Source organism: Streptomyces sp. CS113 (genome assembly GCF_002188365.1).
Lineage (GTDB): Bacteria > Actinomycetota > Actinomycetes > Streptomycetales > Streptomycetaceae > Streptomyces > Streptomyces tendae.
Window position 1 is genome coordinate 1,977,130 of the sequence record NZ_KZ195574.1, and the last position, 19,191, is coordinate 1,996,320.

Annotated in this window: 19 protein-coding genes; 9 read left to right on the top strand and 10 right to left on the bottom strand. The window is 73.2% G+C overall.

Annotated features, from left to right (window positions below):
- Window positions 1-29: 29 nt before the first annotated feature.
- Window positions 30-1,247: a damage-control phosphatase ARMT1 family protein gene (locus B9W62_RS08580; protein ID WP_087806606.1), complete on the bottom strand. Its 1,218-nt coding sequence runs from the start codon at window positions 1,245-1,247 to the stop codon at window positions 30-32.
- A 17-nt stretch (window positions 1,248-1,264) separates the two neighbouring features.
- Entirely contained in the window at window positions 1,265-1,912 is a 648-nt protein-coding gene (locus B9W62_RS08585) for a ScbR family autoregulator-binding transcription factor (RefSeq protein WP_087806607.1), read from the bottom strand.
- Between the two features lie 456 nt (window positions 1,913-2,368).
- Between B9W62_RS08585 and B9W62_RS08590 the strand changes: the two genes are divergently transcribed.
- The 5 genes from B9W62_RS08590 (at window position 2,369) to B9W62_RS08610 (ending at window position 7,546) form a co-directional block, all read left to right on the top strand.
- Entirely contained in the window at window positions 2,369-3,382 is a 1,014-nt protein-coding gene (locus B9W62_RS08590) for a substrate-binding domain-containing protein (protein WP_087806608.1), read from the top strand.
- 71 nt (window positions 3,383-3,453) lie between these two features.
- Window positions 3,454-6,171, top strand: a complete 2,718-nt coding sequence (locus B9W62_RS08595; protein WP_087806609.1) for a sensor histidine kinase — start codon at window positions 3,454-3,456, stop codon at window positions 6,169-6,171.
- Complete coding sequence (locus B9W62_RS08600) at window positions 6,168-6,587, top strand: roadblock/LC7 domain-containing protein (RefSeq protein WP_003972853.1); 420 nt, start codon at window positions 6,168-6,170, stop codon at window positions 6,585-6,587. The genes B9W62_RS08595 and B9W62_RS08600 overlap by 4 nt, the downstream gene beginning before the upstream one ends.
- A 1-nt stretch (window position 6,588) precedes the next feature.
- A complete protein-coding gene (locus B9W62_RS08605) occupies window positions 6,589-6,948 on the top strand; it encodes a DUF742 domain-containing protein (protein WP_059298299.1) in 360 nt (119 codons plus the stop codon).
- On the top strand, window positions 6,935-7,546 hold the full coding sequence (locus B9W62_RS08610) for a GTP-binding protein (protein WP_164883795.1): 612 nt from the start codon (window positions 6,935-6,937) through the stop codon (window positions 7,544-7,546). The genes B9W62_RS08605 and B9W62_RS08610 overlap by 14 nt, the downstream gene beginning before the upstream one ends.
- 41 nt (window positions 7,547-7,587) lie before the next feature.
- On the opposite strand, the gene B9W62_RS08615 is transcribed toward B9W62_RS08610, so the two are convergent.
- The 8 genes from B9W62_RS08615 to B9W62_RS08650 all read right to left on the bottom strand — a co-directional run bounded on the left by B9W62_RS08615 (window position 7,588) and on the right by B9W62_RS08650 (window position 14,746).
- Window positions 7,588-8,550, bottom strand: coding sequence for an ABC transporter substrate-binding protein (locus B9W62_RS08615; protein WP_087806610.1), 963 nt, complete (start codon window positions 8,548-8,550; stop codon window positions 7,588-7,590).
- A 74-nt stretch (window positions 8,551-8,624) separates the two neighbouring features.
- Window positions 8,625-9,290 carry an ABC transporter permease gene (locus tag B9W62_RS08620; protein WP_087806611.1) on the bottom strand — a complete coding sequence of 222 codons (666 nt, stop codon included), beginning with the start codon at window positions 9,288-9,290 and terminating at the stop codon, window positions 8,625-8,627.
- The gene (locus B9W62_RS08625; protein ID WP_087806612.1) at window positions 9,287-9,988 is read right to left on the bottom strand and encodes an ABC transporter permease; all 702 of its coding nucleotides are present in this window, start codon (window positions 9,986-9,988) and stop codon (window positions 9,287-9,289) included. Before B9W62_RS08625 ends, B9W62_RS08620 begins: the two co-directional genes overlap by 4 nt.
- Window positions 9,985-11,142 (bottom strand): ABC transporter ATP-binding protein, encoded by a 1,158-nt coding sequence (locus B9W62_RS08630; RefSeq protein ID WP_179235396.1) that lies wholly within the window; start codon window positions 11,140-11,142, stop codon window positions 9,985-9,987. Before B9W62_RS08630 ends, B9W62_RS08625 begins: the two co-directional genes overlap by 4 nt.
- 229 nt (window positions 11,143-11,371) lie before the next feature.
- Window positions 11,372-11,779 carry a peptide-methionine (R)-S-oxide reductase MsrB gene (msrB, locus tag B9W62_RS08635; RefSeq protein ID WP_087806614.1) on the bottom strand — a complete coding sequence of 136 codons (408 nt, stop codon included), beginning with the start codon at window positions 11,777-11,779 and terminating at the stop codon, window positions 11,372-11,374.
- Between the two features lie 13 nt (window positions 11,780-11,792).
- Window positions 11,793-13,181, bottom strand: coding sequence for a UDP-N-acetylmuramate--L-alanine ligase (gene murC / locus B9W62_RS08640; protein WP_087806615.1), 1,389 nt, complete (start codon window positions 13,179-13,181; stop codon window positions 11,793-11,795).
- A 74-nt stretch (window positions 13,182-13,255) separates the two neighbouring features.
- Complete coding sequence (locus B9W62_RS08645; RefSeq protein ID WP_179235397.1) at window positions 13,256-13,729, bottom strand: indole-3-glycerol phosphate synthase; 474 nt, start codon at window positions 13,727-13,729, stop codon at window positions 13,256-13,258.
- A 216-nt stretch (window positions 13,730-13,945) separates the two neighbouring features.
- Window positions 13,946-14,746 (bottom strand): pyrimidine reductase family protein, encoded by an 801-nt coding sequence (locus tag B9W62_RS08650; RefSeq protein WP_087806617.1) that lies wholly within the window; start codon window positions 14,744-14,746, stop codon window positions 13,946-13,948.
- Between the two features lie 552 nt (window positions 14,747-15,298).
- Here B9W62_RS08650 and zapE point away from each other — a divergent pair.
- The 4 genes from zapE (at window position 15,299) to B9W62_RS08670 (ending at window position 19,170) form a co-directional block, all read left to right on the top strand.
- The gene (gene zapE, locus B9W62_RS08655; protein WP_179235398.1) at window positions 15,299-16,411 is read left to right on the top strand and encodes a cell division protein ZapE; all 1,113 of its coding nucleotides are present in this window, start codon (window positions 15,299-15,301) and stop codon (window positions 16,409-16,411) included.
- Window positions 16,412-16,599: 188 nt separating this feature from the next.
- Window positions 16,600-17,001: a hypothetical protein gene (locus B9W62_RS08660; RefSeq protein WP_087806618.1), complete on the top strand. Its 402-nt coding sequence runs from the start codon at window positions 16,600-16,602 to the stop codon at window positions 16,999-17,001.
- 88 nt (window positions 17,002-17,089) lie between these two features.
- Window positions 17,090-17,671: a carbonic anhydrase gene (locus B9W62_RS08665; RefSeq protein ID WP_087806619.1), complete on the top strand. Its 582-nt coding sequence runs from the start codon at window positions 17,090-17,092 to the stop codon at window positions 17,669-17,671.
- A gap of 8 nt (window positions 17,672-17,679) precedes the next feature.
- Window positions 17,680-19,170, top strand: a complete 1,491-nt coding sequence (locus tag B9W62_RS08670) for a SulP family inorganic anion transporter (protein WP_087811824.1) — start codon at window positions 17,680-17,682, stop codon at window positions 19,168-19,170.
- Window positions 19,171-19,191: the final 21 nt, after the last annotated feature.

Sequence of the window (19,191 nt, forward strand, 5' to 3'; positions counted from 1 at the left end):
CTGCCCGGCTGAGCAGCGGCTGCCCCGGCTCAGCAGCTGACCTGGATCAGGGCGTGCGTCCCGCTCGTCCGCCAGCGCCGCTCGCCGCTCGCCTCCAGCGCGGCCTCGGTCCTCGCGTCGAGTCCGGTGACCACGTCGGACTTCAGGGTGCGCAGGGCCGCGACGGGGCCGGGGAAGTACGCGGTGACGTCCGCGAAGGAAGTGGTCGGCGGCCACCACCGGTCGCCCACCAGACGCCGGTAGTTGAGGTCGCCCTTGAGTACGGTGACGGTGGCCGCGGCGAAGTCCTCGCGCAGGTCGTCGGGCATGTCGGCGTACGGCAGCGGGGCGCAGGAGAAGGGGTGGGCGCGGACGGTGACGCGGCCGTCGGTCAGCGCGGTCCAGAGCCGCTCGCCGTGGGCCGCCGCCGCGCCGCCCGCGGCCACGAGCCGGCGCAGGGCGTCGAGGACGTCGGCGGGCGTGGCGTCGGAGACGTAGTACGGGTACGGCTTGACGTGCAGGACGGCCCGGTCGACGCGGCCCTCGGCGAGGAGCTGTGAGACGAGGAGCAGGTCGGGGACGAGTTCGCGGCCGGCGTTGTCGGCGACGAGGCACAGGGTGGCCGGCCCCCGGTCCCGCGGGCCCGTCCCGGAGGCCGGGAGCAGGGACCAGAGGGCGTCGCTGTCGTCGGCGACGAGGGCCTCCGCCTCGCCCCCGGTGCCGGCGCCCCGGTCGGAGAGGCGGAAGCCGAGGTCGGCGCGGTTGCCCCAGAGCGAGCCGTGCAGCAGGGCCCGGGCCCGCTCCTCGGGGGACAACGTGTCGAGGCCGTCGAGCGCGGCGAGTTCCTCGTCCGTCTCCGGCGCGTCGAGTTCGGCGAGCTTGGCGGGCCTGAAGGGGTCCACGCCCTGCCACGCTCCGGGGCCGAAGTAGCCGACGGCGTCCAGGAGCCGGCGGTAGAAGTGGCTCTCGGCCCACAGCCAGGGCACCTCGTACCAGGAGCGGCCGGCGTACGCGTCCATGCCCCACCGCGCCCAGCGGTCCCGGTCGCGGCCGGTGGGGTCGGCGTCGGCGGGCAGCGGCTCGACCACGCCGTCGGCGCAGCTCGCGAGCAGCGCGTCGAGCGCCCGGCGCCGTGGCGGGTCGAGGGGGAAGGCGTCGCGCACCTGCCGCACGACGGCGGGGTGCCGCTCGGCCAGCACGCCGTGCGGGAAGGAGCCGGGCTCGTCGCCGACGATGACGGGGGCGGGCGCGGACGGGGTGTCGGGCATGCCCGTCACCGTACCGGTCAGGGCGTGCCCGTCTCCCGTTCCAGGCGGGTCACGAGGGTGAGGTAGCGGGCGCGCCGGGTCACCGGGACCATGCCGCGGATCAGGATGTACCACAGCTCGGCGAGGCGCCGGGGCTGGCGCCCGGCCGGTTCGAGGGTGCCGCTCACGACGCGGGTGCCGACCACGGAGCTGACGAGGGTGTGGGCGACGGAGCCCACGTCGATGTCCGGGTGCACGTCGGCCTGCCGTACGGCGTTCAGCAGCCGGGACGTCGCCATCTCCCGCCACTCGGTGAAGGGGTGCGGCAACGGGGGCCGCACCGGTACTCCCGCGGTGGCGAGCCGCATCCCCGCCCGCAGCACCGGCCCCTCCTCGCAGAGCCGCGCCATGCCGAAGGCGAGGCGCATCAGCGCCTCCAGCGAGGAGTACCCCCGCCCGTCCAGGTCCTTCGCCAGCCGGTGCAAAGTGCGGGACTGTATCTCCATGATGGCGTGCGCGAGGTCTTCCTTCGCCGCGAAGTGGAAGTACAGGGCGCCCTTGGTGACCCCGGCGTGGGCGACGATCTCGCTCAGGCTGGTCGACTCGTAGCCGTACCGGTCGAACAGGTCGGCCGCCGCACCGACGATCGTCGCGCGGGTCTGCTCGGCGCGTAGCTGCCTCGCCATCGGCTGAACTCTCCTGGGCTGGAACTCAACAGACCGTGTCGCCTGTTTTTACCCCCCGCACACGATAGCTCACGACCTAACTGCCCGTCAGAAGAGCCCGGCGGAAGCGCCCGGCGGGAGCGCCCGGCGGGAGCGCCCGGTGCAACTGCCCGGCGGGAGCGCCCGGCGGAACCGCCCGTCGGGTCGACTCCGAGGAATCCGGGGAACGGCCCGCACCACCGGGCCCACCACCCGGCATACCGCCCGGCATTCCGCTTCCGCCCGCTTTCGCCACCTCGTTCATCACGATGCGGCACCGACAACTCACAGCAGTTCGCTGGTCACTTGACTACCAGCGGTCACACACGGTTTGCTCCGCCCAGGCGAGTATCACCCGGTTGGCGCACTGACCCGCGACTCCGGGCCGTCCCGCCCCGTTCCTCCTGCTCGGCCGCACAGCGAGGTGCCCCCGCCCCCATGAGTACAGCTCCCCCGCCCACCCACTCCCCCGGAACCCCGCGCACCGTGGCCCTCGCCACGGCCGTCTGTCTGCTGGTGGCCGGCTGCTCCGCGCTCGGCGGGGACGAGGACGGCTCGGCGGCGGACGCCGCGGGCGGGTCCGGCGGCGACCGGATGAAGATCGTCATGGTCACCCACGGCGGTGAGGGCGACGCCTTCTGGGACCGGGTGCGCAAGGGCGCCGAGGCGGCGGCCGCCAAGGACGGCGTCGACCTGACGTACGCAGGTGACGCCGACACCGCCGACCAGGCCGACTTGGTGCGCGACGCCATCCGCGACAAGGCCGACGGCATCGCCGTGACCCTGGCCAAACCGCAGGCGATGAAGGCGCCGGTCGCCGAGGCCAAGGCGGCCGGGATTCCCGTGGTCGGTCTCAACTCCGGTATCGACGCCTGGCGCTCCACCGGGCTCCTGGAGTACTTCGGGCAGGACGAGAGCGTCGCGGGCCGGGCCGTCGGCGACAAGCTGGACGACCTCAAGGCCAAGCACGCCCTGTGCGTCATCCACGAGCGCGGCAACGTCGCGCTGGAGGCCCGCTGCGCCGGGGTGAAGAAGACCTTCGGGGGCGAGACCGAGATGCTCTACGTCGAGGGCACCGACATGAAGGCGGTCGGCGCGGCCGTCACGGCGCGGCTGCGTCAGAACCCCGGCATCGACGAAGTCGTCATGAACGGCGCGGCGTTCGCGCTCACCGCGGTCGAGTCGGTCGACGAGGCGGGCAGCTCCGCGCACGTGGCCACCTTCGACCTCGACAACGACCTGGTCGACGCCGTCGAACGCGGTGACGTCCAGTTCGCCGTGGACCAGCAGCCGTATTTGCAGGGCTACCTCGCCGTGGACGCGCTGTGGCTGTACCGCACCAACGGCAACGTCAGCGGCGGCGGGGTGGCCCCCGTGCTGACCGGTCCCGCGTTCGTGACCCGGACCAACGCCGACTCGGTCGCGAAGTTCGCCGCGGGCGGCACCCGGTGACCGGACGGCCCGGCGGCCGTCGGCATCTCCGCGCTCCTGCCGCCCTCTCCCGCTGATCGCCTAGGACGACGATGTCTGCACGCAAGACACGCAAGACGGGCAGCACACAGCCGGCACGCAGGACGGGTGCCCGCCGCCGCCTCGGCTCCATACGCCTGTCCCTGATCCTCCTGGCCCTGGTGCCCGGCGTCACCCTCGCGGCCGTGTGGGGCGTCACCACGATCCAGATGTTCTCGGAGGGCCTGCGGCTGCGCGCGCAGACGGAGTTGAGCCGCGACACCGGTGCCATGGGCACCGAGGCCGCCCTGGCCCTGCAACGGGAGCGCAGTCTGTCGGCCGCCTGGCTGGCCGCACCGGACGGGGACCGGGAGGAACTGGACGCACAGCGGAAGAAGACGGACGAGGCGGTCGCGCAGCTGGTCGGCCAGTCCGACGCGATCGAGAGTGCTCCCGCGCGCGTCTCGGACCGGCTGTACTCGGTACTCGGCTCGGTGGGCAGCCTGGAGTACTACCGCAACCAGGTGGACGACCCCAGCGACATCACCGCCGAGCAGGCACTCGACCAGTACACCGCGATCGTCGACGACCAGATCCACGCCTTCCAGGAGCTGTCCCAGGTCGACGACGGCGACCTCACCTCGCAGGCCGGCCCGCTGGTCGCCCTCGAACACGCCGCCGAGCTGGCCTCCCAGGAGGACGCCCAGCTCACCCTGGCCTGGCCGTCCGGCCGGATGGACCAGGAGCAGTGGTCCCGGTTCGCCCAGCTGGTGCACACCCGCCGCTGGCTGGTGCAGGACCAGATCCTCCCCTCGCTGACCGGCAGCGCGAAGACCCAGACCGAGCGGATCCTCGCGAGCTCCGAGTGGAAGTCCATGCAGGACGTCGAGGACCAGGTGCTCGAGGCCCGTTCGGGGGACGGCGACGCCCGGATCGGCCTGCCGGACGCACGACAGCGCTGGATCACCGCCTTCGACAAGATCCGCACCCAGTACGGGCAGCTCATCCGGCAGCAGACGGACGGGCTGCTCGACCGCAGCGCGCAGGAGGCGCGCGGGCTGCTGATCACGGCCGCCTCCCTCAGCGCGGGCGGCCTGATCGCCCTGCTGCTCTGCATCGTGATGTCCTGGCGCATCACCCGCTCGCTCTCCCGGCGGCTGCGCGGGCTGCGGCTGGCCACCCTGAGCCTGGCCGAGGAGCGGCTGCCCGACGTGGTGGCCCGGCTGGAGCGGGGCGAGACGGTCGACGTGGAGTCGGCGACCCCGCCGCTGGACTACGGACGGGACGAACTCGGACAGGTCGCCCAGGCGTTCAACACGGCGCAGCGCACCGCCGTGCACACCGCCGTCGAACTCGCCGACACCCGGCGCGGCTTCCAGAAGGTCATCCTGGGCATCGCGCGGCAGAGCCAGAACCTGGTCAACATGCAGCTGAGCAAGCTGGACACCCTGGAGCGCGAGCACACGGACCCCGAGATCCTCAAGGGGCTGTACGAACTGGACTCCACGGCGAGCCAGTTGCGGCGCTACGAGGAGAACCTCGTCATCATCAGCGGCGAGCAGCCCCGGCGCACCTGGCGCGAGCCCGTGTCGGTGGTCGACATCCTGCGCAGCGCGGTCGGCGAGGTCGCCGAGTACCAGCGGGTGGAGCTGCACGCCGACGAGGAGGTGGCCCTCGCCCCGCCCGCGGTCGCCGACGTGATCCACCTGCTGGCCGAGCTGATCGACAACGCCACGGCGTACTCCCCCGCGCCGAACCCGGTCGGGGTGCGGGCGGCGCTGGTGGCCAAGGGCCTGGCCGTCGAGATCGAGGACCGCGGGCTCGGCCTGTCGGAGGAGGACTACGCCTCGTTCAACGCCCACTTGGCGGTGGCTCCGCAGTTCGACGTGGTGGCGCTCGCCGACGACCTGCGGCTCGGCATGTTCGTCGTCGCCCGCCTGGCGCACCGGCACGGCATCACCGTCACGCTGCGCCCCTCGCCGTACGGCGGGACGACGGCGATCGTGCTGATCCCGCACGAGATCGTGGTGCGCGAGCCGGCCGGCGGGGCGGACGGCACCGGTCTCGTGGCGGCCGGCGCGCTGGGCCGCCGGGTGGCCGCGGCCGCCGGGACCACGGCACGCACCTCGGCCGACCGGGCAGCGCCCGGCGCCCCCGCCGGTCCCGCCCCCTCGATCGCCCCGACCGACCCGGCCGGCCCGGCCACCGCTGCCGCCCCGTTCGGGCAGTCCGGCCCGCCCCACCCCTCCGCCCCCGCCACGTCGGCCGCCCCCTCCGGACAGTCCGCGGCGGCCTCGGGACCGGAAGGGGGCGCGTCCGGCGCTCCGGACGGGCCGTCGCGGCCCGTGCGGTCGTCCCGGCCCGCGCCCCCGAGCCGGTCCGCGGTCGCGGCAGGCGCCCTGGGCGACCCCGCCGGCGCCTCGCCCGACCGGCCCGCCGGCGGGCACGGCGGGCTGGCGCCGCTGCCCCGCCGGGTGCCGCAGACCAGCCTCGCCGCCGAGCTGCGCGACGAGGACCCGGGGGGCCGCCGGGACGGCTCGGCGGGCGCGTCCGACGACGACTACGGCGACTTCACGGCCGAGCGCGCCGCCTCGTCCCTCGCCGGTTTCCAGCGCGGCACCCTGCGGGCCCAAGCCCCCGACGACGCAGCCGAAACCGCCGCCGAGGACGGCGCGGACGGCACCGCCAGCACCACCAGCACCGACACCGACACCGACGGGCACGTGTTCTCCTCCGCCGCCCCCTCCAACCCGACCGCCGACCGCCGACCGCCGACGAAGGACACGCGATGACCCGACCCTCCCCCGCCACGCACACCGAGCTGGACCAGTTGCTCACCGGACTCGTGGAGCGGGTCGCCGACGTGAACCAGGCCGTGGTGCTCTCCGAGGACGGACTGGTCGTCAGCAAGTCCACCGGGTTCCTGCGGGACGACGCCGAGCGGCTGGCGGCGACCGCGTCGGGCCTGATGAGCCTCAGCAAGGGGGTCAGCATGGACTTCCGGGGCGGCCCGGTGCGCCAGGCGCTCATCGAGATGGCCAACAGCTATCTGATACTCACCTCCGCGGGCCCCGGCGCGCACCTGGTCGTGCTCACCGGGCCGAACGCCGACGTCGGCGTGGTGGCGTACCAGATGAACATGCTGGTGAAGAAGATCGGCGAGCACCTGAGCGCGGCACCGCGGGCCACCGCGGGACCCGGCGAGTGACGTGACCGGAGGCGACGCGGGGGGCCGGCTCGTACGGCCGTTCACCCTGACCGGCGGCCGGACCCGGCCCAGCCGCGCCGACTTCACCCTCATCACGACGGTAACCGCGCTCGACCCGCAGCCCGCCCGGGCGGCCCGTCCGCAGCCCGAGCACCTGCGGATCCTGCGGCTGTGCGCCCGGCCGGTCGCCGTGGCGGAGATCGCGGCCCGTCTCGACCTGCCGGTGAGCGTGGTCGTCATCCTGCTCTCGGACCTGCTGGAGGCCGGCCGTATCACCGCGAGGCCGCCGCACCCCGTCTCCCGCGCCACCGAGGACCTGGACCTGTTGCAGAAAGTGAGGGACGGCCTTGGCCGGCTCTGAGCGCGTCGCCGAGACGCCCACGGCATCCGCCCGCTCCACCGCACCCGAGGCGGTGAAGATCCTGATCGCGGGCGGTTTCGGCGTCGGCAAGACCACCATGGTCGGGTCGGTCAGCGAGATCGCCCCGCTGCGCACCGAGGAACCGCTGACCGCGGCCGGCCTGGACGTCGACGACCTCAACGGCATCGAGGAGAAGCGGGCCACGACCGTGGCCCTGGACTTCGGCCGGATCACCATCGGCCGGGACGTGGTGCTGTACCTCTTCGGCACACCCGGTCAGCAGCGCTTCTGGTTCATGTGGAACGACCTGGCGATCGGGGCGCTCGGCGCGGTGGTCCTGGTCGACGTCCGCAGGCCCGAGTCGAGTTTCGCCGCGATCGACTTCTTCGAGCGGCGGGGCATTCCGTTCGTCGTCGCCGTCAACGGCTTCCACGGCCGGCACCCGTACCCGGCCGCGGAGATCCGCGAGGCCCTCGCGCTGCCGGAGCACGTCCAGGTGCTGCTGTGCGACGCGCGGGAGCGGACCTCCAGCCGGGACGTCCTCATCGCCCTGATCGACCAGCTGATCGACGCCGCGACCGGGGCCGCGGCGTCGTAGCGCGTCGTAGCGCGTCGTAGCGCGTCGTCGTAGGGCGTCCGTCAGACGAGGCCCGCGGACTTCAGCCACTCCTTGGCGACGTCCAGCGGGTCCTTCTTGTCCAGCTGGACCTGCGCGTCCAGGTCGAGGAGCGTCTCGGTGTCCAGCTTGGCGGAGACCGCGTTGAGCGTGGCCACGCCCTCCTTGTCCAGCCCGTCCTTGGTGACCAGCGGGGTCACGTTCGCGTGGCCGAAGAGGTTCTCCGGGTCCTTCAGGACGACGAACTTCTCCTTGATGATGGTCGGGTCGGTGGTGAAGACGTCGGCCGCCTGCACGTCGTTCTTGGTCAGCGCCGCCTGGGTCAGCGGGCCGCCCGCGTCGAGCGCCTTGAACGACTTGAACTTCAGCCCGTACACCGACTCCAGGCCCTTGAGTCCCTGCTGCCGGGTCTGGAACTCGGGCGAGCCGCCGATCACCAGCTCCGGCGCGACGTCCTTGAGGTCCGCGAGGGTCGACTCGGCGGTGAGGCCGTGCTTCTTCGCGGTCTCGGCGTTGACGCTCACCGAGTCCTTGTTCTCGGCCGGGGACGACTCGAGCAGCGTCAGCTTCTTGTCGAGCTTGGCCTTCGCCGCCTCGTTCACCGCCTCGACGGACCCCTGCTCGGCCTTCGGGTCGAGGTAGGCGAGCAGCGAGCCGTTGTACTCCGGCAGCACCGTGACGGAGCCGTTCTTCATCATGCCGTACGTCGTCTCGCGGCTGCCGATGTTGTGCTTGTAGGTGACCTTGAGGCCCTTGGCCTTGAGCGCCTCTCCGTAGATGTCGGCGAGCAGTGTGCTCTCGGCGAAGTTGTTCGAGCCGACGACGACGGTGCCGGCCTCCGCCTTGTCCCCCGCGAGGGGGTTGTCGGAGGTGTCGCCGGAGTCGGAGGAACAGCCCGCGAGCAGCGCCGCCGCGGCGGCGAGCGCGACGGCCGCCGCGCCGGTGTGCCTAGTCCTGGACCTGCTGCTTTTCGCGGTGGAATTCATCCGTCGATCCAAACGATCCGGTCGCCGCTCAGTCAAGAACGGCCTGGTTACGGTTTCTTCGCCCCGGTGCGCGGTCATCGTCTGCGCACCCCCGGCGACACGGCCAGCCGCCCGGCCGCCCAGAACACGGCGAGGGTGACGAGTGCCATGAGGGCGACCAGCGTGGCGCCGCCGACCACCTTCTCGTAGTCGCGCTGGTAGAGGCCGTCGATGATGTAGCGTCCGAGCCCGCCGAGGCTGACGTAGGCGGCGATGGTCGCCGTCGACACGACCTGGATGGCGGCCGAGCGCAGCCCGCTGAGGACCAGCGGCAGGGCGACGGGCAGTTCTACCCGGAAGAGGATGCCGGTCTCGTGCATGCCCATGCCGCGCGCGGCGTCCACCGGGGAGGGGTCGACGGAGCGGACGGCCTCGTAGGTGGTCACCAGGATCGGCGGGATCGCGAGCACGACCAGCGGGATCATCACGGGCAGCAGGCCGATGCCGACGGCGACGGCGATCAGCACCAGCAGTCCGAAGCTGGGCAGGGCGCGGGCCGCGGTGGCGACGAACGCGACGGCGTTGCCGCCGCGCCCGGTGTGCCCGGTCAGCAGCCCCACGGGCAGCCCGATGGCGGCGGCGAGGCCGAGGGCCATCAGCGTGTACTGGACGTGTTCCAGCAGGCGGCCGGGGATGCCGTCGTAGCCGTGCCAGTGGGCGCTGTCGCTGAAGAAGGCGTTGACGAAGTGGAGCACGTTCACCGGGCCGCCGCCTCCTTCGGCTCGGGCCGCGCGGCGGCTTCCTTCGGGCGTTGCCGCTTGCCCCGCGGCATCCACGGGGTCAGCAGGTTCCGGGCCAGGACGAGGAGCGCGTCGCACAGGATGGCCAGTACGGCGGTGGTGAGGACGGAGTTCACCGCCAGCTCGGGCCTGCCGTACTTCTGGGCGTCCGCGAGCAGGTTGCCGAGGGCGCCCTGGTTGCCGATGAGGGCGCCGACGCTGACCAGGGAGATGCTCGCCGACACGGCCACCCGCAGCCCGGCGAGGATCGCGGGCACCGCGATCGGCAACTGCACCTGGAGATAGCGGCGCAGCGGCCCGAAGCCCATGGCGGTGGACGCGGCCAGGGTCTCCTCGGGCACCGAACGCACGCCGTCGACGATCGCCGGGACGAGCACCACCAGGCTGTAGACGGCCAGCGGGATCATCACGGTCAGCTCGGTCTGCCCGGTGTAGTCGATGAGAACCACGAAGACGGCCAGCGACGGGATGGCGTAGAAGACGGTCGTGACGCCGAGCACCGGCGGGTACAGCCAGCGGAAGCGCACGCACAGCTGGGCGAGGGGCAGCGCGGCGAGCAGTCCGGCCAGGACCGGCAGCAGCGCCTCGCGCAGATGCAGGCCGATCAGGCCGAAGTAAGTGTTGTCGAGGTCGCTCGGTATGTCGAAGAAGCCGTTCACGGGGCGACCTTCGTGACGTCGGCGGGCTCCTCGGTCCGCGCGTCGCCGGGGTCCGCCGCGCCGTGCGCGGCGCGGATCGCCTCCGCGATGGTCTGCTGGGAGACGACGCCGGTCACCCGGCCGTCGGCGTCCACGGCGACCGCCCAGCCGGTGGGCGAGAGCACGGCGCAGTCGAGGGCGGCCCGCAGCGAGTCGGTGCCGGGCACGAACGGCCGCCCGTAGGACAGCAGCCGCCCGGCCGCGAGGTCGCCCGCGGCCAGGTCGCCCGGTTCGGCCCAGCCCAGCGGCCGGCCGTCCGCGTCGGTGACCAGCAGGTGGGCGGCTCCGTCCGCGGCGGCGGCGAGCTGCTCGGCTCCGGCGTCGGCGCGCACGACCGGGCCGGTGGTCAGCTCCAGGGCGGCGGAGGGGAAGAAGGAGAGCCGCCGGATGCCGCGGTCGGCGCCGAGGAAGTCCTCGACGAAGTCGTCCGCGGGGTCGGACAGCAGCTCGGCGGGCGGTGCGAACTGGGCGAGCCGGCCGCCGGTGCGCATCACCGCGACCATGGTGCCGAGCTTGATGGCCTCGTCGATGTCGTGGGTGACGAAGACGATGGTCTTGCCCAGTTCGTCCTGGATGCGCAGGAGTTCGTCCTGGAGCCCCTTGCGGACGACGGGGTCGACGGCGGAGAACGGCTCGTCCATGAGCAGCACCGGCGGATCGGCGGCGAGCGCCCGGGCCACGCCGACACGCTGCTGCTGGCCGCCGGAGAGCTGGTACGGGTACCGCTTGGCCAGCGAGGTGTCGAGTCCCACCCGTTCCATCAGCTCGGCGGCCCGCTCGCGGGACTTCTGCTTCCCCCAGCCGATCATGCGGGGCACGGTGGCGATGTTGTCGAGGATCGTCCGGTGCTGGAAGAGCCCGGCGTTCTGGATGACGTACCCCATCGACCGGCGCAGTGTGGTGACGGGCCGCTGCTGGAGGTCCTCGCCGTCGAGCAGGATCGTTCCCTCGGTGGGTTCGACCATCCTGTTGATCATCCGCAGGGTGGTCGTCTTGCCGCAGCCCGAGGGTCCGACGAGGACCGTGATCGCGCGGTCGGGTATGTCCAGCGTCAGCCGGTCGACCGCCACGGTGCCGTCCGGGTACCGCTTGGTGACTGAGTCCATCCGTATCAAAACGCCGAATACCCTTCGGGTCTGGCAGAAGCTGCCCGCTCCGGCCGCGGTCGGTGGGGCCGTCGCCGGTCGAGTGTAGACGGCTGGTCAGCGGGGCCCCCGTTGCTCCGGGGCGACTCCTTCCCGCTGCTCGGGGGTTCACACCGGAAATCTGACCGACCGACGGCGGCCGGGAGCGACGGTGTCCACCGTGCTGCTCCCGGCCGCCGCTCGCGGACCGGTCGGGTGCTCAGCCCGCCGTCGGCTCCAGCCGCAGCGAGATGCTGTTGATGCAGTACCGCTGGTCGGTCGGGGTCTGGTAGCCCTCGCCCTCGAAGACGTGTCCGAGGTGCGAACCGCACCGGGCGCAGCGCACCTCGGTGCGCACCATCCCGTGGGAGCGGTCCTCGATCAGTTCGACCGCGTCGGTGTCCTTCGGGTCGTAGAAGGACGGCCAGCCGCAGTGCGACTCGAACTTGGTGGTGGAGGTGAACAGCTCCGCACCGCAGGCGCGGCAGGAGTAGACACCCTCGGTCTTGGTGTCGGTGTACTCACCGGTGAAGGCCGGCTCGGTGGCGGCCTCGCGCAGCACGGCGTACTCGGCCGGGGCCAGCTCGGCCCGCCACTGCTCGTCCGGCTTCTCGACGTCGTACGACATGAGTCTCAGCCCCTTACTTCGACAGCTCGTCCAGAATGCGCGGTCCGAGGTCCGTCACGTCGCCCGCGCCCATGGTGAGAACGAGATCACCGGCCTTCGCCATTCCCGCGACCAGCGCGGGGGACGCGTCCTTGTCGTGAACCGGTGTGACGTCCGCGCCCGCCGCGCGGGCCGCCTCGATGATCAGGTCGCTGGTGACCCCGGGGACCGGGTCCTCGCGGGCCGGGTAGATGTCGAGGACGACCGAGGCGTCCGCGAGGGAGAGTGCCTGGCCCATCTCCTTGCCCAGCTCCTGGGTGCGGGAGAAGAGGTGCGGCTGGAAGAGCACCAGGATGCGGGCGTCGCCCACCGCGGCGCGCATGGCCTCCAGGTCGGCGGTCATCTCGGTGGGGTGGTGCGCGTAGGAGTCGACGACCTGGACGCCGGCCGCCTCGCCCTTGAGCTGGAGGCGCCGCTTGACGCCCGTGTAGGCGGCCAGCGCGGGGGCCAGCTCGGCGGCGGGGATGCCGAGGGCCGCGCCGGCGGCGAGGGCGGCGACGGCGTTGTGGGCGTAGTGGCGGCCGGGGACGGAGACGGCGAAGGTCAGCTCGGCGCCGTCGATGACGACGGTGACCTCGCTCTTGAGGCCCTGCGGGACGACGGACAGGATGCGCACGTCGGCGTCCTCGGACTCCCCGTACGTCACCGTCCGCACCGAACCGGCCAGCCTGCGCGTCAGCTCCCGGGCGCCCTCGTGGTCGGCCGCGATCACCAGGGTGCCGCCGGGCACGATCTTCGCGGCGAAGGTCTCGAAGGACTCGTAGATCTCGTCCATCGACGCGTAGTTGGCGTGGTGGTCCAGCTCGACGTTGAGGACGATGGCGACCTCGGGGGCGTACGTGTGGAAGCTGCGGTCGCTTTCGTCCGCCTCGGCGACGAAGATCTCCCCGGCGCCGTGCAGGGCGTTGGAGCCGGGCGCGTCCAGGTCGCCGCCGATCGCGTACGAGGGGTCGAGGCCCAGCTCGGACAGGGAGACCGCCAGCATCGAGGTGGTGGTGGTCTTGCCGTGGGTGCCGGCCACCGCGATCGGCCGCGCGCCGTTCATCAGGGCGGCGAGGGCGTCGGAGCGGTGCACGACCGGGATGCCCAGCTCGGCGGCGCGGACCAGCTCCGGATTGTCCTCGCGGATGGCCGAGGACACCACCACGCAGCTCGCGTCGTCGGCGAGGTGCTCCGCCGCGTGCCCGATGTGCACGGTGGCGCCCAGCGCGCGCAGCGCGTCGGCGGTCGCGGACTCCTTGGCGTCGCTGCCCGCCACCGCGGCGCCGCGCTGGGCGAGGATCTTGGCGATGCCCGACATTCCGGCGCCGCCGATGCCGATGAAGTGCGGTCGGTCCATGGCGGTGGGTAGGCCGGGTGCCATGCGCTGTTCTCCCAGGGTGATCCGTTGGTGGTCCGTTGCCGGGCGCGCCCCCTCGGCGGGGGCGCGGCACCAGCCTATGCCTTGCTGTGGGAGAAGAGTTTCAGGACCGGCACGCCGACCTTGTGCCGGGCCCGGGAGGCCCAGTCCCGGTGGAAGAACTCCTCCACGTAGTGCGGGTCGGTCAGGACGATCACCTCGTCGGCCGCGATCTCCATGACCAGGGCCTTCAGCTCGTCCAGCGGGTGGTCCTCGATCAGCCGGCCCTCGGCCCGGGCGCCGGACGCGCGCAGGGCCGTGAGGGACACCTCCAGGGCCCGCTCCCCGACGCCCTGCGCCTCCTGGCCCTCCGGGGTCTCCCCCTCTCTCACGGCGTCGTCGAGCTCGCCGAGGGCGACGTCGTCGATGGCCCGCAGCAGCCGGTCCGCCTGATCGCCGCGCGGCTGGAGCAGCACGTGGAAGCCGACCTGCTCGTCCCCGTGCAAGGTGGTGACGAACTCCACGTCGGCGGACGTCAGGGCCTTCTCGATCATCAAAACGCTTGTGAACACCAGGCGCCCCTTCTCCTTCGAGGGCCCGCGGGCCCACCCTCCGTAGGCCGTACCAGACCCTGCGGAAACCATCCTGCCCCGTGATCGCACGGGTACTGCCGGAATCAGTGTGCCCGGCGCGAGCTAAACGGAACGAGAGATTCCGCCGATTACCGGAAGTGCGGTAACGACCGAACCCCTGTCCGGTCGCCGCCGCCCGCCGGGGCCGGGACGTGCCTAGTCGCGCCGGTACCGGCTGAAGAGGAAACCTTCCTCCTCCAGGAGGGACACCAGTGCGAACCGCCGCGGGACCTCGACCGCCGGTCCGCCCGCGATCCGCTGCGCGTCCCCCGCGGTCAGCATCGGGGAGACCGTCAGGCACAGCTCGTCGAGCACACCGGCCGAGACGAACTGCCCCAGCAGCCGGGGGCCGCCCTCCGTCAGCAGCCGGGTGTGCCCCAGCTCCGCGAGCGCGCCGAGGGCACGGGCCGGGTCCACGCCGACGCCGTCCCCGGCGATCACCACCCGGGCCCCGGCCTTCTCGGCGGCCGCGATCCGGTCCGGGGCCGCGGCGGCTCCGGTCAGGACCAGGGTGGGCACGAGCGGGGAGGTGAACAGCGGCAGGGAGAAGTCCAGCTCCAGGCTCGCGCTGACCACCGCGATGGCCGGCACGGGGGCCTGACCGGCCGACCGCCGCGCCTCGGCGAAGTCCGCCCGCGCGCGTGCCGGGCGGTACCCCTCCTGCCGTACGGTCTCGGCGCCGGCGATCACCACGTCCGCCAGGGCGCGCAGGGTGCCGAAGACACGCATGTCGGCCGCGCTGGAGATGGGCTGGGAGCGGCCGTCGTGCTGGGCGGCACCGTCGAGGGTGGAGACCATGTTGGCCCGCAGCCACGTCCGCCGGCGCCCGTCCGGCTCGGGGTACGCGTAGGCGGCGGCCAGCTCGGCCAGGCTCCACTCCCGGTCGGCCTCGGAGCCGCCCGGGCCGACGGGCGGACCGGACACGGGGGGTACGGGTACGGGGAACAGGCGTCGCATGGGGTGCAGTGTTCCACGGGTCCGACGCCCCCACCGCACAGGCCGGGACCCCGCCGACCGGGCCCGCGAACGTCCCGCGGACTCCGTCCCGCGACCGCGCGGGACCCGGGGCCTGCTGCTCCTGCTCCGTGCGGGAGCGGGCGCGTACGTCACGCCGGCCCGAACCGCGCGCCCGAACCGCACGCCCGAGCGGCACGCCCTCGCGCCCCGGGCCCCGGCCGGGCCGCTCATCGGGGCGCCGCCCGTCCCGGCCGACTCGTCCGGCGGCCCCGCCCCCGCTCGCCCCGGCCCGTGCGAGGCGGCTCCGGACAGGGCCCACCCGGCCGGGCCGGGCCCGCGTCGGTCACCTCGGCGACGCCTTCCCGGGTGACGCGTTCCCTCCTGGCCCGGCCCGCGCGGCCGCCGCCCCGGCGACGGTCCCGGGCCCGCGGCCCGCCGCCCCGGGCACGGGACCGTCCCGGGCGCTCGCCCGCCCGGGCCCGGGCGCCGCACCCCCGGGCCGTGCACCGGTGACGGCAAGGCCCCCCGGGGCAGGCCCTACCATTGAGTACCGTGTCGTCCTCCTCCCCCGCCTCCGTCCCCGCCCCGATATCCGGGACGGCTCCGGCCGCGCTCTCGCTGTGCGCCCGTGAGCCCCGTGTCCCCGCGGACCGCCTGGTCGCCGAGATGGTGCCTCCGCCCCGGTTCGACTCCGTCCGCTTCGGCACGTACATCCCGGACCCGAACCAGCCCAGCCAGAGCGAGGCCGTCCGGGTCCTGGAGGACTTCGCGGGCGGGCTGGGCGAGGCGCCCGGGGCGGCCACCGGCCGGCGCGGCTTCTTCGGGCTCGGCCGCGGCAGGGCCCCGAAGGCCCCCGCCGGCCCCCGCGGCGTCTACCTCGACGGCGGCTACGGCGTCGGCAAGACCCACCTGCTGGCCTCCCTGTGGCACGCCACCCCCGCGGAGCCGTCCCGCAAGGCCTTCGGCACCTTCGTGGAGCTGACCAACCTGGTCGGCGCCCTCGGCTTCCAGCAGACCGTGCAGACCCTCTCCGGTCACCGCCTGCTGTGCATCGACGAGTTCGAGCTGGACGACCCCGGCGACACCGTCCTGGTCTCCAGCCTGCTCGCCCGGCTCGTGGAGGCCGGCGTGGCGCTCGCCGCCACCTCCAACACGCTGCCCGGCAAGCTCGGCGAGGGCCGGTTCGCGGCGGCCGACTTCCTGCGCGAGATCCAGGGCCTGTCCGCCCACTTCCGCGCCCTGCGCATCGACGGCGAGGACTACCGCCACCGCGGTCTGCCCGAGGCCCCCGCGCCGTACTCCGACGCCCAGGTGACCCGTGCCGCGCGGGCCACCGAGGGCGCCTCCCTGGACGACTTCCCGGCCCTCCTCGACCACCTCGCCCGCGTCCACCCCAGCCGCTACGGTGCGCTGACCGACGGGCTGACGGCAGTGTGCCTCACCGGGGTGCGTCCGGTGCCGGACCAGTCGACGGCGCTGCGGCTCGTGGTGCTCGCGGACCGGCTCTACGACCGCGAGGTGCCCGTCCTGGCCTCCGGGCAGCCCTTCGACCGGCTGTTCAGCGAGGAGATGCTGAAGGGCGGCTACCGCAAGAAGTACTTCCGGGCGATCTCCCGGCTCACCGCGCTGGCCCGGGACGCCGGGCGCCTGGTCGACACGCCCTGAGAGACAGTCGGTTCCCGCCAACCCACCCGCCATTTTGAGGCTCTCTCCGGCACGTAACGCCCCGTTAACCCTGCAAAGTCCTTTGCAGGGTTAACGTGTTTCTTGACCGCGCATTGACCATGCGTTTGCCGGGCATTGACCTGTTCTCCGGCATATACCAGCGGCAGGAACTGCCTGGAGGGGGCCACGTGTACCGACGTACGGCGGCCCGGACCGTGATCGCGATCCTCGCCCCCGTCCTGTTCGCGCTCCAGTTCTTCGCTCCCACCGCATCCTTCGCATCCGCGCATACGAGCGGTGAAGCCGTGGCCCACGCCCATCCCGGAACCACCCCCTCCGGCACGGCGCGGTACGACGAGAGCGTCACCTGCCGCGAGGGCGGCCGCCCGGGCGAGCCGACCACCGAGCCGCGCGTCCGCGACCGCCACCGCACCACCGCCGCACCGCAGTCCGGTATCCCTCGCCACCCACTGGCGCGGCAGACCGCCCCGGAGGCGCCCGACGCCGTCGCGTCCGGCCGTGCCACCGAGCACCGGCCGAGATCCACGGCGGACCACACCCCCGCGGCACTCCAGGTCTTCCGCTGCTGACGGACCGGACGGACCAGCGGCACAACCCCCACCTCTGTCCCACCCGTCCGACGCGCACCCCACCGCGCGCCAGGAGGAAAACCGCATCATGCAGCCCCTCATCGACAACGCCCGTACGTTCGGACAGCGCCCTGAGGAGTTCGCCGGGCACGCCGAAGGGCAGTCGCCCGAAGTCCTGTTCATCACCTGCTCCGACTCCCGGGTCGTACCGGCCCTGATCACCGGCGCCCGCCCGGGCCAGCTCTTCGAGCTGCGCACCGCCGGCAACATCGTCCCGCCCTACGCCTCCGAGCGCCCCTCCGGGGAGGCGGCCACCGTCGAGTACGCCGTCGAGGTCCTCGGCGTCGGCGACATCGTGGTCTGCGGCCACTCGCACTGCGGCGCCGTCGGCGCGCTGGTCCGCGGTGACGACCTGACCGCCGTACCCGCCGTGCGCGACTGGCTGGCGCACGCGGCGGACGAACCGGAGCCCTGCGATCCCGCCGACCCGACGGTCGCCGGGGCCGTGCAGCACCACGTACTGGCGCAGCTGCTGCGGCTGCGCTCCTACCCGTGCGTCGAGAAGCGGCTGGCGGACGGCCGGCTGCGGCTGCACGGCTGGTACTACGAGGTCCACACCGGCCTCGTGCGCGCACACCGCGCGGACACCGACGCGTTCGAGACCCTGTGAGCGCCGGCATGTCCCTCATAGCCGGCCGGAACCGGAGGTTCCCGCACTGGCGGCAGGACCTCACCGCGTCCCTCGTCGTGTTCCTGGTCGCGCTCCCGCTGTGCGTGGGCGTGGCCGTCGCCTCCGGTGTCCCGGCCGAACTGGGCCTGGTCACCGGCATCGTGGGCGGTCTGGTCACCGGATTCCTGCCGGGCAGCAGCCTCCAGGTCTCCGGCCCGGCCGCCGGGCTGACCGTGCTGGTCTTCGGCGCGGTCGACCAGTACGGACTGCCCGCGCTCGGCGTGATCGTGCTCGCCACCGGGATCGTCCAGCTCGTGATGGGCGCCCTGAGGCTGGGGCGCTGGTTCCGGGCGATCTCCCTGTCGGTCGTCGAGGGCATGCTGGCCGGCATCGGCCTGGTGCTCATCGCGGGCCAGCTCTACTCGGCCGCCGGTCTCGAGGCCCCCGCCTCCGGCATCGACAAGCTCACCGGGCTGCCCGGTGCCGCCGCCGACGCGCTGGGCAGCAGCCAGGCGCTGACCTCACTCGCCCTGGGCGCGGGCACCGTCGCGGTGCTGGTGCTGTGGAAGCGGCTGCCGAAGCGGGCGCGGACCGTGCCGGGGGCGCTGGCCGCGGTCGGTCTGGCCACGGCCGTCACGGCGGCGTTCGGACTGTCGGTCGCGACCGTCGAGGTGAGCGGCCTGCTGGGCGTGATCCAGCCGCCCGGCGCCGACGCGTTCGGCGAGCTGGCGAGCGTGGGTCTGCTCGGCACGATCGTCGCCTTCACCCTGATCGCCTCGGCGGAGAGCCTGTTCAGCGCCGCGGCGGTGGACCGGCTGCACGACGGGCCGCGCACCGAGTACGACAAGGAGCTGATGGCGCAGGGCGCGGGCAACACCGTGTGCGGCGTCCTCGGCGCACTGCCGATGACCGCGGTCATCGTGCGCAGCTCCGCCAACGTCGCCGCGGGGGCGCGCACCAAGGCGTCCCGGGTGCTGCACGGTGCGTGGCTGCTGCTGTTCGCGGCGCTGCTGCCGTCCGTGCTGGGCCTGATCCCGCTGCCCGCGCTGGCGGGCATCCTGGTGCACGCGGGCTGGAAGCTGATCCCGTTCCGCAGCATCCTGCCGCTGTGGCGCGACCACCGGGGCGAGGCGCTGATCCTGGTGGTCACGGCCGTCTCGATCGTCGCGGTCAACATGTTCGAGGGGGTGCTGATCGGTCTGGCCCTGTCCGTGGTCAAGACCGCCTGGGAGGCCTCGCACCTCAAGCTGGAGATCGTCGACAAGGGCGCGGGCCCCGTCCAGGCACATCTGGCCGGCAACGCGACCTTCCTGCGGCTGCCGAAGATCCTGGAGGGCCTGGAGGCGCTGCCGCAGGACCGCCCGGTCGAGCTGGACCTGTCCGGGCTGCACCACCTGGACCACGCCTGCCGCACGGCCCTGGAGAACTGGGCCGAACGGCACAGCGCCGCCGGCACGGACCCGGTGAAGGTCACCGAACCGGAGAAGGCGGGGGTGTAGGGGCGGGGGTGCGGAAGGCCG